The organism is Thermoleptolyngbya sp. PKUAC-SCTB121, from assembly GCF_016919485.1.
GTDB classification, from domain to species: domain Bacteria; phylum Cyanobacteriota; class Cyanobacteriia; order Elainellales; family Elainellaceae; genus Thermoleptolyngbya; species Thermoleptolyngbya sichuanensis.
On sequence record NZ_CP070366.1, the window covers coordinates 2,356,522 to 2,372,479 of the forward strand.

The 15,958-nt window shown below is 57.1% G+C and carries 8 protein-coding genes and 1 pseudogene; 5 read left to right on the forward strand and 4 right to left on the reverse strand.

Going from position 1 to position 15,958, the window contains the following annotated elements:
* Window positions 1-19: 19 nt before the first annotated feature.
* Entirely contained in the window at window positions 20-5,533 is a 5,514-nt protein-coding gene (locus tag JTM80_RS09945; RefSeq protein ID WP_205371097.1) for an ATP-binding sensor histidine kinase, read from the forward strand.
* 155 nt (window positions 5,534-5,688) lie between these two features.
* On the opposite strand, the gene map is transcribed toward JTM80_RS09945, so the two are convergent.
* Together map and pabB are read right to left on the reverse strand one after the other, a co-directional pair.
* Entirely contained in the window at window positions 5,689-6,468 is a 780-nt protein-coding gene (map, locus tag JTM80_RS09950) for a type I methionyl aminopeptidase (protein WP_172358243.1), read from the reverse strand.
* A gap of 135 nt (window positions 6,469-6,603) precedes the next feature.
* The gene (pabB, locus tag JTM80_RS09955; protein WP_205371098.1) at window positions 6,604-8,430 is read right to left on the reverse strand and encodes an aminodeoxychorismate synthase component I; all 1,827 of its coding nucleotides are present in this window, start codon (window positions 8,428-8,430) and stop codon (window positions 6,604-6,606) included.
* 573 nt (window positions 8,431-9,003) lie between these two features.
* Between pabB and JTM80_RS09960 the strand changes: the two genes are divergently transcribed.
* Window positions 9,004-10,968 carry a caspase family protein gene (locus JTM80_RS09960; protein WP_172358241.1) on the forward strand — a complete coding sequence of 655 codons (1,965 nt, stop codon included), beginning with the start codon at window positions 9,004-9,006 and terminating at the stop codon, window positions 10,966-10,968.
* A 683-nt stretch (window positions 10,969-11,651) separates the two neighbouring features.
* Window positions 11,652-12,698, forward strand: coding sequence for a pentapeptide repeat-containing protein (locus JTM80_RS09965; RefSeq protein ID WP_172358240.1), 1,047 nt, complete (start codon window positions 11,652-11,654; stop codon window positions 12,696-12,698).
* A gap of 919 nt (window positions 12,699-13,617) precedes the next feature.
* Here JTM80_RS09965 and JTM80_RS09970 read toward each other — a convergent pair.
* Both JTM80_RS09970 and JTM80_RS09975 read right to left on the reverse strand, forming a co-directional pair.
* A complete protein-coding gene (locus JTM80_RS09970) occupies window positions 13,618-13,878 on the reverse strand; it encodes a hypothetical protein (protein WP_172358239.1) in 261 nt (86 codons plus the stop codon).
* Window positions 13,879-14,087: 209 nt separating this feature from the next.
* Window positions 14,088-14,339 (reverse strand): annotated as a pseudogene (locus JTM80_RS09975) (LuxR C-terminal-related transcriptional regulator); the annotation flags it as partial.
* Between the two features lie 161 nt (window positions 14,340-14,500).
* Here JTM80_RS09975 and JTM80_RS09980 point away from each other — a divergent pair.
* The gene (locus tag JTM80_RS09980; protein WP_225906816.1) at window positions 14,501-14,968 is read left to right on the forward strand and encodes a DUF4168 domain-containing protein; all 468 of its coding nucleotides are present in this window, start codon (window positions 14,501-14,503) and stop codon (window positions 14,966-14,968) included.
* Between the two features lie 4 nt (window positions 14,969-14,972).
* Window positions 14,973-15,953, forward strand: coding sequence for a carbohydrate kinase (locus JTM80_RS09985; protein WP_205371099.1), 981 nt, complete (start codon window positions 14,973-14,975; stop codon window positions 15,951-15,953).
* The last annotated feature ends 5 nt before the right edge of the window (window positions 15,954-15,958 follow it).

Sequence of the window (15,958 nt, forward strand, 5' to 3'; positions counted from 1 at the left end):
ATAAAAAACTAGAGTATCCATGCACGGAACGATTGAGATTTTAGGTTATCAGTCTCTAGACTTGGTTCACGAAGGCGTGAATACGGTGCTGTATCGGGCGGTTTCCCAGATTACCCAGCAGCCGTTCATTCTCAAGGTGTTGCGGGCGGAGCATCCTACCCTGGAGCAGATTACCCGGCTAAAGCACGAGTATCAGGTGGCGGCTAATCTCGATTTGCCCGGTGTGGTGCGGGTATACGGGCTGGAAACGCATGGGCATCGGGCCGTGCTGGTGTTGGAGGACTTTGGGGGGCGATCGCTCAAGCAGGTTTTGGCCAACCGCAAGTGCAAGATCCTTGATCCGGCGCGGGTGTTGAATATCGCGATTCAGTTGACTCAAGCGCTGGCCTCGCTTCAGCAGGCTCGCATTATTCACAAAGACATTAAGCCTTCTAACATCCTCCTCAACGAGGAAACAGGTGAAGTAAAGCTCACGGACTTTAGCATTGCCTCGCGCTTGGGCGAAGAGCTGACCCTGCCGCAGGAGCTAAACCAGCTTGAGGGAACGCTGGTCTATATGTCGCCGGAGCAGACGGGGCGGATGAACCGGACGCTGGACTATCGCAGCGACTTCTATTCCCTGGGCATTACGCTGTACGAACTGCTGACGGGGCAGCTGCCGTTTCGAGGAGACGACCCGCTGGAACTGGTGCATTGCCACATCGCCAAAGCGCCGCCGCCGCTGCGGAGTTTGAACCCGGACGTGCCGGGGGCGATCGCCGCCATTGTTCACAAGCTCATGGCCAAAAATGCGGAAGATCGCTACCAGAGCGCGGCGGGGCTGCTAGCTGACTTGGAGCGATGCCGCGATGCTCTGATGGAGAGCAAGACGATTCCTGACTTTACGCCCGGAGAGCGCGATCGCTCGTCCCAACTGCTGATTCCTAAAACCCTCTACGGCCGCGAGTCGGAGGTAGCGGCGCTGCTGGCGGCGTTTGATCGGGTGGCGGTTAATAACAGCCCGCTGCTGACGCTGGGCGGCGAGGCAAGCGGCCGCAGCGAACTGATGCTGGTGTCGGGCTATTCGGGGATTGGCAAATCTTCTCTGGTTAACGAAATCCACAAGCCCGTTGTGCGGCAGCGGGGCTACTTTATTAGCGGCAAGTTTGACCAGTACAAGCGCAATGTGCCCTATGCCTCGATTATTCAGGCGTTTCAATCCCTGACGCAGCAAGTGCTGACGGAAAGTGGCGATCGCCTAGAGATCTGGCGCGAAAAGCTGCTCGATGCGCTAGGCTCCAATGGGCAAGTGCTAATTGACGTGATTCCCCAGATGGAGTTAATTCTGGGTTCCCAGCCGCCCGTACCCGAACTGGGCGCAACGGAAGCACAGAACCGCTTTCTCCAGGTGTTTCAATCGCTGGTGGGGGTCTTTGCCCAGCCGACTCATCCGCTGGTGCTGTTTCTGGACGATTTGCAGTGGGCCGATTCGGCCTCGCTAAAGCTGATTCAGGCGTTGATGTCCAACCCAGATAGCCGCCACTTGCTGATGATTGGCGCATATCGGGATAATGAGGTCAGCCCGGTTCACCCGCTGATGAAGACCGTGGAGGAAATTCAGCAGGCGGGCGGCGTGGTGACCCCAATCGTGCTGAAGCCGCTACCGCTGGAGTCTGTGCAACGGCTGGTGCAAGACGCGCTAACGGGCAAGCGGGCCTCTCGGAGCCGGAGAGCCGAAGAACAGTCCTCAGAATACTTGCACCCGCTGGCAGAACTGCTGTTTGCCAAAACTCAGGGCAATCCCTTCTTTTTGACGCAACTGCTGAAGACGCTGTATCAGGAGAAACTGCTCACCTTTGATTGTGCCACGGGGGGTTGGCAGTGGGATGTGCAGGCGATTCAAGAGACGGGCATTGCCGACCTGTCGGTGGTGGATCTGGTGGCGGGTAATTTGGTGAAGCTGCCGCCAGAGACGCAGACCGTGCTGAAGCTGGCGGCCTGTGTGGGCGATCGCTTTACGCTGCCAACGCTAGTGGCGATCAGCGGACTCAGCCTGTCGGCGCTGGCACGGGCCTTGCAACCTGCGCTAGAGGAGCGGTTTATCTTGCCCCTCAGCCAGGATTACAAAATTCCCCTGCTGTTTTCTGAAGAGGAGTTGGGTCAATTCCTGGCTGACACCGCCCAAACGGGAGGCCAGCAGCCCTTTACCTACCGCTTTTTGCATGACCGGGTGCAGCAGGCGGCCTATTCGCTGATCGCTGAGGGCGATCGCCCGGCCACGCACCTGCAAATCGGTCGGCTGCTGCTGCAAACGATTCCCGCTGCGGATCGCGCCACGGGCCAGTTTGAAGGGCTATTTGAAATCGTCAACGCGCTGAACTATGGGACTGACCTGATTAACGAGCCGCAGGAGCGGATAGAACTGGTGCGGCTGAACCTGGCGGCGGGGCGGCGGGCCAAGGCAGCGGCGGCTTATGAAACAGCGGACAACTTTTTACGACAGGGGCGATCGCTCCTCCCCGAAAACGCCTGGGCCGCGCACTATGACCTGACGCTGGCCCTCCATGCCGAAGCGGCCCAGGCGGCTTACTTGGTGACGCGGTATGACGAAGCCGAGGCGATCGCCAATACCCTAGAGCAACAGGCCGCCAGTGTTCTTGATGCGGTGCAGTCCTACGAGCTAAAGATCCAGATTTACATTGCCCAACTTCAAATGTGGCGATCGCTCACGGCTGCCTTCGACGGGCTGATGCTGCTGGGCTTTACCATCGCCAGCCCGCTGAACCACGATCATTTCCAAATTTCCCTGCCTACGCTGGATGGGCTGGATGCCGTACCCGAACTGACCGATCCCGAAAAGCTGGCAGCCCTGAGGATCTTGAACGCGGTGACGGGCACAGCGTATCAAACTCAGCCAGAGGTGTTTCGCTGGGTTGCCACTACGCAGCTTGAACTCTGTGTCCGTTATGGACATTCGCCCCTGGCCGCCCCCAGCTACGCCACCTACGCCTGGTATTGCAGCACGATTCCTGCCGCAGACCGCGCCTACGAGGCGGGGCAAATTGCCATGAAGCTGCTGGAGCGCTATCAGTGCCGCGAGTGGCAATGCAGCATTGTGCAACTGTTTGAGTGCTTCGTGCGGCACCACAAGGAACACATCCGCAATACCTTTGTGCCGCTGGTAGACGGCATCCACATCGGGCTGGAAACGGGCGACCTGGGCTATGTCAGCTATTCGATCATGAACTATTGCGATCACCGATTTTTTAGCGGCGAGGTGCTGGAAAGTCACTACGAAAACCAGGTGCAGTATGGAGCGCTGCTGCTTCAGCTCAAGCAGCATTTTCAACTCTCTGCGGCTCGTATGTGGCAACAGGTAACGCTCAACCTGCTGGGACGATCGGACAATCCCACGCTGCTGGTGGGTGAGGCGTTTGATGAAATTGAGATGCTGCCCCGCTGGGAAGAGTCGCAAAATTTCCAGGCGCTCTTTGTGTTTCACCTGGCCAAGCTGATGCTGCACTACTGGTTTGGCGAATATGAGGCGGCGATCGCCTTTGCCAAGCGCGGGGAATCATACGCGGGCTGCGGCGCGGGGCTGATGGCCACGCCCGTCTACTGGTTCTACTACGGGCTGGCGCTGCTGGCTGCCTATCCCCACGGCACGCCCGCCCAACAAGCGGAGTGGATGCCGCAGGTGCTCACCTGCCAGACGACCGTGCAGCAGTGGGCCGCGTCTGCGCCGATGAACCACCAGCACAAGGCCGACCTGCTGGCAGCGGAGTTGGCCCAGATTCGGGGCGATCGCCAGACGGCGATGGATTGCTACGATCGCGCCATTGCCCGCGCCACCGAAGAGGGCTTTATTCACGAAGCGGCTGTGGCCTGCGAACGGGCTGCCCAGTTTTACGCGGCGTTGGGCAAGCCCCGCATTTCCCAGAATTATCTCATCGATGCCTACTACGGCTATATCCAGTGGGGGGCGATCGCCAAAGTTCATGCGCTCACTGCCGAGCATCCTCTGCTACTCCAGCAGGACGAAGCCAGCAGCGCTCCAGCCGTCGATGCCACCATCACCGCTACTGCGACCACCACCTGCTCCACCCGCAGCACCAGCAGCCAGCGCGATTCCCTCGATTTGTCTACGGTGATGAAAGCCGCCGAGGCGATCGCCAGCGAACTGCATCTCGACGCGCTGCTCAGCCGCATTGTCTCGATCATCCTGGAAAATGCAGGCGCACAAAAGGGCTGCCTGATTTTGGAAAAGGCGGGTCAGTTGCGAATCGAGGCGATCGACACAAACCCAGACCAGATGGCTGTGGTGCTGCAATCGACCCCGCTGGAGGGCAGCCGCGATGTGCCCGTGTCGATGATCCACTTGGTATGGCGAACGCAGCAGCCGCTGGTGCTGTCAGATGCAGCCAACGATGCGCGATTTGAGGGCGATCGCTATCTCCAGCAGCACCAGCCCAAGTCTGTCCTATGTGCCCCGATTCTCTATCAGGGCAAGCGGACGGGCGTGGTGTATCTGGAAAACCCGCTGACGGCCAACGCCTTTCCACCGTCGCGGCTAGAACTGCTGAAACTGCTGACGACCCAAGCGGCGATCGCCCTAGAAAATGCTCAACTCTACGCCCGCGAACAGGACAAATCCCAGTGCCTCCAAGACTCGCTGCAAAAGCTCCAGCAAACCCAGGCGCAACTCGTGCAAACTGAAAAAATCTCCCAACTGGGGCAACTAGTGGCCGGGGTCGCCCACGAGGTCAACAATCCCGTCAGCTTCATCGCAGGCAACCTGGCCCACGCCACCCGCTATATCGAAGATCTGGTGGAACATCTAACCCTGTATCAGCAGCACTACGCCCCACCTATCGCGGCGATTCAAGACCACGCTGAGGAGATAGACCTGGAATTTTTGCTCGATGATCTGCCCAAAATGGTGAACTCCATGAAGCTAGGCACGGATCGCATTCGGGATATCATGCAATCGCTGCGAACCTACTCCCGCGCCGACGGCAGCGAAAAGCGCCCCGCCGATCTGCACGCAGGTCTAGACACCACGCTGCTCATCCTGTCCCATCGGCTCAAGGCAAAGCCAGATCGCCCCGCCATCCGCATCATCAAGAACTACGGCACGCTGCCGCCCGTCGAGTGCTACAGCGGGCAAATCAACCAGGTGTTTATGAACCTGATTGCCAACGCCATCGACGCGATGGAAGAGGGCAACGCCGGGAAATCTCTCTCGGAGCTAGAGCAACACCCCAATACGATTACGATTTCCACAACCGCCACCGACCATGCCGTCACAATCCGCATCGCCGACAATGGGCCGGGCATGAGCGAAGCCGTCCGGCAAAAGCTGTTTGATGCCTTTTTCACCACCAAGCCAGAGGGCAAGGGAACCGGACTGGGGCTATCCATCAGCTACCAGATCGTGGCAGAAAATCATGGCGGAACCCTAGAATGCCACAGTTCGCCAGGTCAGGGCGCAGAGTTTGTGGTGCAAATTCCAGTTCAGTCTGGGGTGTCTGCCCAAGTTCTGGTTAGCTCCTAGATCTGGCTTTCTGGAGGAGGGGCTGAAACGGCGGCTATCGTAGAAAATCCCCCACTGCTGTTGCAGTTGCAAGCCTGCAATTTCCTAAGCATGTATCAAGCCCCTTACAAGCCCTACACAGACCCCACATAAAACCCGTAGAAGACCCACAATGGCTAGGCGACGGCCAATTCTGGCATCAGCGTCAGCACATCCACTCCCGTCGCCGTCACCGCAACCGTGTGCTCAAACTGGGCAGAAAGCTGCCGATCTTTCGTCACCGCAGTCCATTTATCCGATAAAACTTCCACTTCCCAAGTGCCGACATTGATCATCGGCTCAATCGTGAAGACCATGCCGGGGCGTAGCTTTTTGCCCTTGCCGCGCTTGCCATAGTGGGGAATTTGGGGAGCCGTGTGGAAGATGCGACCAACGCCGTGCCCCACAAAATCTTGCACCACCGAGAAGCCCTGGGACTCGGCATATTCCTGAATCGCTGCACCAATGTCGCCGATGCGGGCCCCTGGCTTTACCTCGCGAATGCCGCGCCACATACACTCTTCCGTCACTTCCACCAGCTTGCGGGCAATAGGCGATGGCTCTCCCACAAAGAACATGCGCGAGGTGTCGCCGTGGTATCCATCCAGAATCGGCGTTACGTCGATATTGATAATGTCGCCGTCGCGCAGGATTTGTTTGGCATTGGGGATGCCGTGGCACACTACTTCATTGACGCTGGTGCAGATCGATTTGGGAAAGTCGTGGTAGCCCAAGGGGGCGCTTTTGGCTCCGTGCTTTTGGGTCCATTCCTCTGCGGCATCGTTTAGCTCCAGCGTGCTGACCCCTGGCTTCACCATCGGCTCTAGGTAGGCAAGAAGCTGGGCAGCAAGCTGTCCGGCCTGGCGCATCTTCTCGATTTCGCGCTGTGACATGAGGGTGATGGTTTCGTTGGACATTTTGGAGGGAGCTAGACGCTAAACGTTGGAGGTTCGAGGCTGCTGTTAAAGCTAGCTGTTAAAGCTACTGTGTAGAATCACTAGGACTGCTGCTGGAGAGGCGAGTCTACAAAGCTGACGTTTCTAATTTAATTTCTACTTTAATCGGCGGAGGGAGTCTGGATCGAGGGTGGCGTTCCACGGGGTTCGGACGGCGTTGATCAGCAAAATCCGGGTGCAGCGGGAGAGATCTGCGAGTTGCACGATGCGCTCTTTTATTTTGCCCTGTTCCAGCAAAAAGGAGCGATAGATACCGGGCAGCAAGCCGCAGCGGACGGGTGGAGTCACCCATTCGCCATCCAGTTCTAGCACGAGGTTGGCAATACAGGTTTCGGTGAGTTCGCCGCGCTCGTTCCATAGCAGGGTGTCGTTGGCTTCGGGGTGTGCCTGTCGTGCCTGCGTGTAGACGGGGCGATGGGTGGTTTTGTGATACAGAAATGGATCGCCGGAGTCGATGGGCGTTTGGGCGAGCGCCACTCGATAGACACTGGGCAAGGGGGCGATCGCCTGGGCTTCGACCGTGGGCGGCTGGGCTGGCGGCACGATCAGCCGCAGCTTGTGGGGCTGGGGGGGGAGGGTGGCGAGGCGCTGCTGAATGGCGTTTTCAACCGCGTCCCAGGCTACCGTAAAGCCGAAATAGTCTGCGGAGGCGCGGAGTCGGGCGAGGTGGCGATCGCCCCAGGCAATTCCTGCCTCTGGAGTCCACAGCATCGACTCCAGCAGAGAAAAGTCAGGACGCACTTGGGTCAATACCTGCGCCTTGGTGCGGCATTCCTGAAACTCGGAGTCGGCCGTGGAATCCCAAACGATGCCGCCGCCGACCCCATATTCCGCCTGCCCTGTGGGGCGATGCACCAGCACCGTGCGAATTGCCACGTTAAATTGCGCCTGAACAGATGCCTGCGGGTCGGGGCAAATGTACCCAATCGTGCCCGTGTAGACCCGTCGGGGGGCCGTTTCTATCTCGGCAATGAGAGACATGGTGCGGGCTTTGGGCGCTCCGGTAATAGAAGCAGGCGGAAACAGGGCTTGAAAAATGGCTGGTAGGCTGGCTGAGGTTTCTGCCTGAACAGTGCTGGTCATCTGCCAGACGGTGGGATAGCGCTCCAGGGCAAACAGGCGGGACACCTGAACGCTGCCCAACCGCGCTACCCGCGCCAGGTCGTTTCGCACCATGTCCACGATCATTACGTTCTCGGCACGGTTCTTGTCCGAGTGGTACAGATCCTCAGCCTGCTGGCGATCGCCCGCTGCCCACAATCCCCGCGCCGTTGTTCCCTTCATCGGCTTGGATGTCAGTGTGTTGCCCTTCCGTGAAAAAAATAGCTCCGGCGACGCGCTGCACACAGCCCATTCCGGCAGATGGATAAACGCGCCATAGCCTAGCGGCTGTGCCCGAATCATCTGACACCAGAGGGCCCACGGATCACGCACATTCTCTGCTTGCAGCCGAAAGGTATAGTTGACCTGATACGTGTCGCCTGCGTGGATGTGATGCTTAATGCGGGCGATCGCCGCCTGAAACTCGCTGACCGACAGGTTGGGCCGCCAGTCCAGCGGGGGCAGGCTTGCCGCTGCCGTCAGCCGGGTCAGGTCTTGCTGCGACAGGATTTGCGGCGCTGGATACAGCCCAAATGCCAGCAGCGGGAAACGGTCAGGTGCAGATGGGGCTGTGTCTCGTACCGTCAGGGTGGGATCAAACGCGGGCGCAGCCTCGTAGCTCACAAACCCCACCGCCCACAGGTGCTCCTGCTCTACCCGCGCTTCGATCTCCGCCAGCGCAGGCAGCACGTCCGCTGGGTCATACACCTCATAGGTCGCCACCGGATTCTGGAACCCCAGCCAGCGATCGCGCTCTGCCTCTCGCACCAGCGCTCCCCATTCCCCCACGCCCTGCCATTCCAGGTCTTCCAACTTGCTCAATCGCCTGCCCCAATGCTCGTTTCCTCACGCTAGCACGGCTTTTCAGGCTGGGGCAGATGGCTGCACAGCGGTCTGCAACTAATCTGACTAATCTGTAATTTCTGACTAATCTGTAATTAATCTGCATGGCACTTACGCAGTTGGACGATTTCTCGTGGGCTGCGCCCGCCAGAAATCGCCTAAAACCCAGAAGACTGAATCGCAGGTGCGGAAATCCTGCTGCAATTAAACCGCGAGAGAATCTGTGCGGCCCACCTCCGCAAAATCTGTGCTATTGGATGTTGCATGAGGGGGTGCTGCGAAATCCGGTGCTGCCATTCCATCGGTTTTTGCACCACTTTTCAATTTTTTGGGCATCTTAGAAGAAGGATAGATATGATCTGAGTCTAAAGGCGGGATGGATTAGCGCTTTGGAGACGGGGTCGAACCTCGAAGTTTTAGATTTCTGAGGCTTTGGGGTTGGATGAGAGGTTGGAGTTTATGCTGAGCTTGGCAACTTCCCTTGAGTAGTCTCTTAGGTGCGGTTGAAAGCTGAACATCTTTTTTGGGAAACTGCTTGGGGTGTCTGAAACGATGACAAACTACTGGGCGATCGCCATCGGCATTAATCAGTATCCGCAGTTGCAGCCCCTCGTCTATGCCGAGCGGGATGCCCAGTCCTTGATTCAAAGTTTGATTAACGACGCAGGGTTTCTGCCCGACTCTTGTGTGCGGTTGACCGATAACTCGCCCCCGGCAGCCTGGGGAGCCACCACCCCCGACCGCGCTGGCATCCAAACGGCGATCGCCCAAGTGTGCCAGCGGCTCAAGCCCAACGATTGCCTCTGGCTATTTTTCAGCGGCTACGGGATGCACTATCAAGGAAAAGACTATTTAATGCCTCAAGATAGCGACCCCACCCAGCCTGCCCAGACGGGGCTTTCGGTCGAATTTCTCTATTCCTTGTTGCAGGCAGCGCCGACGAAAAACCTGCTCGTGCTGCTGGACATGAACCGGAGCCAGGGCGTGCTGTCGGGGGTCAGCGCAGGCACCCATACCGCAGCCCTGGCCGAACAATATGGCATTCCCACGCTGCTGTCATGCCGTCAAAACCAGCTTTCTCACGAAACCATTGCCTTGCGCCACGGATTGTTTACGGCTGCGGTGCTGGAGGGGCTAAAGCGTCCGGGCTGCGTCACGCTGGAGCATCTGGTGCAGTTTTTGCAAACGCGCCTGCCAGAGCTAAGCGACCACCACTGGCGACCCCGCCAAGAGCCGCTGGCCATCATTCCAGATAGCCTGCGCTATCAGCTAATCGTGCCCGGAAAGGAAACGATGTCGCCCTCTCTGCCATCTTTTGCGCCTGTGGACGCTCCGGATCGGGTGCAGCCTGTTCCTCATCGGGATGAACCGCCTCGTCGGTCAGGGTCGGAGTGGCAGCCCTCCCAAAGTCCTGGATCCCACCCCGACTGGCGACACTCCAGCCCGCAAAATCCCAGCTTGCAAACCCCTGCAATTCGGCAGGATCGCCCCGTCGAGCGAGTTACGCCACCTCCGCCTCCGATTCCGGTTGTGTCGGAGGCAGAACCCCGTCGTGAGCCAGCAGACACGCCGCTCCCGCCGTTTTCATCACTCCCTGCGCCGCCCCCGCCCCCACCCCACCGTACGCCCGTGGCGATCGCCTCTGATGCTTCTGAAGAGCGCTCTTGGTGGCAACTGGTGCGCTGGGGGGGCGGGCTTTTGTCGCTGTTGATGGCGGCGGTGATTGTCCGAAATGTGGGCACGGTCTTGCGATCGCCCTCCGACGGTCAGACCATTGCCGTGCAGCCCAGTCCAGGTGTAGTTGCCTCGCCTGCTGGAACCTCGCTGCCAAACCCCGCCGCCAACTCGATTACTTCCACCGCCCCGTCGCCTGCACCGCTGCCCACTCCGGTTCCGGTGGCAAACCCAGCAGCCAATTCGCTGAACCTCCCTGCCCAATCTCCTGCATCGTCTGTGCCGGATACCCGCCCTGTGAGCGAGCCTGCGCCGCCCCTGTCAGATCGTGACATCATGAATGCGGCGATGGCAAACCTGACCAAGGTGCGGGCCGAATCGTCGAGCAATCAGGTATCGGAAATTTCAGAGTCGATTCGACTGCTGCGGCAAATCCGCCCCGATCAGCCGCTGTATAAAGACGCGCAGCAGGCGATTGATCGCTGGAGCCAGGTGATTTTGGATATGGCATCGGGTCGAGCCATGCAGCGCAACGGAGGCGACCTGTGGCTGGCGGCCAACAACTATCGGGCGGCGATCGCCGCTGCCCAACTCGTGCCCAGCGATCGCGCCAATACCTATCAAGCGGCTCAGCAGGCGATCGCCGGATGGAGTCAGCAAATTTTGAACTTGGCGAATATCCACGCCCAGTCAGGCGCTCTGGCCCAGGCGGTGCAGGTGGCTCAACTGGTGCCGCCCGGTACGGCTGCCTACGATGCGGCTCAAGGGGCGATCGCCACCTGGCAAAATCAGCTAGCTCCCGGCATTGGTGCTGTGCCACAAGACCAACCGCTGGCATTCTAAAGTTGCAACCTAACGATGCAACGGCTTACGCCGAGGCTGAGAGATTTTTAACCTGTTTTGGGAATACTGACAGTACTCAAGCCCCAAAGCACGGATTTCACATTCTCTTTTTCATTACAGTTCTACGTGATTTGGGTTTGATTGCGCCGATTGCGCCTCAGAGCAGAATTCTTGCTTCTGCTAGGGACAAGGGCGATCGCTAGTTACCAGTTCTCGTTATTGCCATGCAGAGTCTTTGCAAGCCCCCTGCAAGCCTCTCGCAAGCTTCTTGCAAACCTCTTTCAGGCTCCTTTCAAACCTTCTACAAGCCCTTTTTACAAGCCCTTTAAAGACCTTTTTCAGACCTTCCGCAATTCCGCCATAATTCCTCCGTAATTTCTCGGTTTGGCTTCACCTGAATTAGTGCCACTTTTATCTTGGAATTATATGGATAGGACTTACGCACTTGCGATTAAATTTTCTGGGTTTTGGACGATTTCTCGCGGGCGCAGCCCGCGAGAAATCGTCCGACTGCGTAAGTTCTAATGGAAATCTCCTGAAATTCCCCCCTTGGCGCAACCATCTTCAACCAGTAACCGCCCGAAAATCCTCCTGCTGACCAGCCTGAGATTTTGCCAAAGACATCTGCGCCGTCCTGTCTCCAGTTTCGCGTTCTGGCAGTTTGCAAAAGAGATGCACCACTCATGGCAAATCATGAACATCTAGCTCTGCTGAAACAGGGCGCAAACGCCTGGAACCAATGGCGCGAAACCCATGCTGAAATTCATCCGAACCTCAGCTACGCTGCACTCAACCAGGCCAACTTGCGCGAAGTGACCCTCAACCAGGCTGATTTGCGAGAAGGCATCTTGAGTCGAGCCGATTTCTGCATGGCGAGTTTGCAGCAGGCCGATCTGAGTCGGGCAGACCTACGCGAGGCAATTCTCTACACAACCGATCTGCGCGAAGCCAACCTGAGCGAAGCCAACTTAATTGGTGCCGACCTGCGAGAAGCCAATCTGAGTAGCGCCAACCTGTCGCTGGCTAGCCTTTGCACCGCAACTCTGTGTACCGCAGACCTGCGACGGGCAAATCTGCGCGAAGCCCTTCTACAGGGTGCAAATCTAAGCCATGCTTCGCTGAATCAGGCAGATTTATGCCTGTCTAACTTGCGCGAAGCCGACCTGAGCCGGGCTGATTTGCGGGGCGCACGGCTGTATACCGCCAATCTCTCCCACAGCAATCTCTACGGGGCGAACCTGAGTCAGGCCGATCTGCGCGAGTCTACGCTGAGTCAAGCCAATCTGCGGGAAGCAGATTTGCGACAGGCAAACCTCGGCATGTCAATCATTTGTCTGGCAAACCTGGTTGGCGCAACCCTGTATCAGGCTAATTTGACGCGAGCAAACCTCAGCATGTCGAACCTGTGTATGGCGAACCTGAGTCATGCAAGCCTGGGCGACTCCATTCTGATTGGCACGAATCTAATTGGCGCAAATCTCTACACCGCAGACCTGAGGGCGAGCGTCATGACGGAAGCTGACCTGCGCGAAGCCGCGCTTAATGAAGCAAATTTATCTAACACGAGTCTTTTTCGGGCCGACTTGAGCATGGCGAATCTAAGCCATGCCAACTTGTGTAGGGCAGATTTGCGACAGGCAAACTTACGACATTCAAACCTTTGGGAAGCCCAGCTTGATGGGGCGAACTTGAGCGGGGCGACGATGCCCGACGGACAAATTCATCCATAGTGGCGTTTAGGAGGTGCAGCTTCAGGCGATTTCGCTGGAAACAAGAGGCGGCCTCCCTATACTGAAAGTCGTCTGAGTGGTGAAATGGAAGGGAGAGACTGGTTTACAGAGGTGTGCCGCCTGACCAGAGACTGCCGAACCATTCAGATATTTCGTGGGCGATCGCCCCAACTGGTTACGTTTCTGATATTTGTATAAAACTTGCACAAATAAATCATGCTTTGGCGGTATGCTTTGGGCGACGCAGTGACTTCAGTATGAACCTGACGTAAACCCTGATTGCATGAACAGTGTACGAACGATGAAACCTCTAAAACTCTGCACGAGTCTTGCGTGGCTTTGGGGACATTACCATTTAAGACCCTATCCAAACTTTAGTTAGCCACTGACTCAAGCTGTTAATAGCAGCGTGCTTTTTATCACACTTTGTAAAAAACTTAATATTCGGTTGCTTGCTGAAGCATATTTTATACATGTCTTAGTGAAACTACTGGTATTTTCAACTAGCTCAAACCATCGTTAGTTAAATGCCCTGATTGAGAAGCCCCTTGTCATAAGCCACTATTGAGTCACGACTGAATCACGGCCGCATCTACCAGGAAACTATGGATATCATTACGCTTACCGCTGTTCTGCTGACTTCCCTCACTTCATTTTTTGCTAGCGAAAACGTGTCCTATCTGCAAGATTTGCAGGTTAAAAACCCGCCCTGTGAAGCTATCTACGCAGAGTGTCGATAGACACATCGTGTATTAATTGACTCTCTGGTTTATGCCTGTGTTCCTCTGTTGTTTCGTCGGTAATGTTTTATCACTTAGGGCTTTTGCGTGAGTGGAACTGTAATGACATGAATGAAAAGGGCGACTCTCTCGATTGGAGGTCGCCCTTTTTGCTGGATATTCAAGCTGGATTGAACGCCTTAGAGAGCAGGGGCGATCGCCTGCCAAGCCCCAAAGCGATCGCCATAGTATTGCAAAATTCGCTCGACCTGCTGCTGTGCGGCGGTGGTCGCCTCCTCGTCATCAATTTCTAAACCACCCACCTGGCTTTGCCGATAGTCAAACTCAGTGGATGTTTGGGGCAGTAGGCCAACTGACACGCCAGGAACCTGGCGCAGGTGAGCAGCCACCTCTCGGTAAACCGCAAGCGGGAGTTGAGGCAAGCAGATTTGCCGCTTCATAGCGCTACTTCGTTTACAGCATCAACAACGTCATTCACTGAGTCAGTATCCCCTGAGTCAGCATTCCCTGAGTCGAGATTGACCGATTCAGCCCCTATTTCCGCAGCCACATCATCCCCTGCTTCAGTCATCACTTCCGCAGATTCAGATACTTCAGATTGGAGTGCTGTATCAGGCGGGGGACTAGACGCTTTGGGAATTGCCCCATTCGTGGGCAGCACGCAGCAGTTCACCTCATCCAGACAGACCTTTCCCCACTGCAACGCCCAACGCACCAGTGCTACGCGGTTGCCCGTTGCGGTTTTGGTCAGAATATTGCTGATGTGGTTATCGACTGTGCGCTTGCTAATCTCTAGCTTCTCGGCAATCTCCTGGTTGGTTAAGCCTGCTGCCACTAGTTCAACAATTTGCAGTTCCCGATCGGAAAGAGAACTAGAGTTTTGAGACTCGTCAACCCCCATAGTCTGCACTGTCACGTATATGTACCTACTCGATACTTCAATTTTAGGCGGATGTTTTGCAAAACTGTTGTTAAATCTATCTGTGAATCAAGTTCTGATGGCCTAATGGGTCAGATTAGGCAAGAGGGCTGGGCTATTCTGAAAGAAGTGAAATTTGACCGATGCTGAGATTGCGCCGTAGAACAGGTTGGCAAGAGCGGGCTGGACGGAGGGGGCGATCGCTCGTCGCACTGCTGCTGGGCTGCCTAGTCGGCCTGCTGCTGATGGGTGCGGCGGCGGGGAATGCGGCCGAGCTTGCGCCCCAAGCAGGAACGCCTGCACCCATTGACCAACCCCTGCCGCCGACCAGCCTGAGCGCAGAAGATATTTCTACTGAGAAGGTTCACCAGTTTGTGCAGGCCTATCTCAAGGTGTTGAAACTCGTGGAAAGCCGCGAGGGCGAGCTACAGGCTGCGGAAACTCAGCTAGAATCCCAACGGGTGCAGCAAGAGGTGGAATTGGAGGCGCTGCGCCTGATCGAGGCGGCAGGGCTGACCCAGCGAGAATATCTACAATTGTTGGGGCTGGCAAATACCGACTTGGAGTTTCGGGAACGGATGGTTGCTCAACTACAGGAAATGATGGATTAGCAAGATGACACAGCCGCGTGTGCTTTGTTTGGGTGAGGTGTTGCTGGATTATCTAGCCGATCAGCCAGGGAAACCGATGGAGCAGGTGATGTCTTGGACTGCGTATCCGGGCGGTGCGCCAGCAAATGTAGCCTGCGCTCTGGCAAAGCTGGGTACGCCGTCTGGCTTTGTGGGCTGTGTGGGCAGCGATGAGTCGGGGGATGCGCTGGTGAAGCTGCTGCTGGCCTCCGGGGTGGACGGAGCGGGCATTCAGCGGCACGACACTGCGCCGACGCGGGGGGTGTATGTGGTGCGGGATGAAGCGGGCGATCGCCATTTTGCCGGATTTGGCGGGCTGCCCTCCGATGCCTTTGCCGATACGCGCCTGCAAGCCGAGGCTTTGCCCGAAGATCTGTTTGCCAATGCCGATTTTTTGGTGCTGGGTACGCTGGAGTTGGCCTATCCAGAGTCGGCTGGGGCGATCGCCCGCGCTTTGGAATTGGCAGAGCAATACTTTGTCAAAATTTTGGTGGATGTCAACTGGCGGCCCGTGTTTTGGGCCGATCCCGAAGCGGCTCGGCAGCCGATTCATGCTTTGATCAAACGGGTCGATTTTCTGAAGCTCTCCGCCGAAGAGGCCGACTGGCTGTTTGAAACCCGCGACCCCGCCATCATTGCCCATCGCCTGGATAATTTGGAAGGGGTGCTGATTACCGATGGCGACAAGGGCTGTGCCTATTGCCTCAGCGGTAACGACGGGCGCGTCCCGGCCTTCCCGGTCGAAGTGGAAGACACGACGGGCGCAGGCGATGCCTTCGTTGCTGGATTTTTGCACCAAATTTGTCAGCAGGGAATCGCTGCCCTGGCCAATCCTGAGTTGGCCCGGCAAATCGTGACCTATGCCTCGGCAGTGGGGGGTCTGACGACCACGCGCCCAGGGGCGATCGCCGCCCAGCCCAGCCCCGCAGAAGTGGGGGCGTTTTTGTATATGCAGCAGCAGGGCTAGAGGGT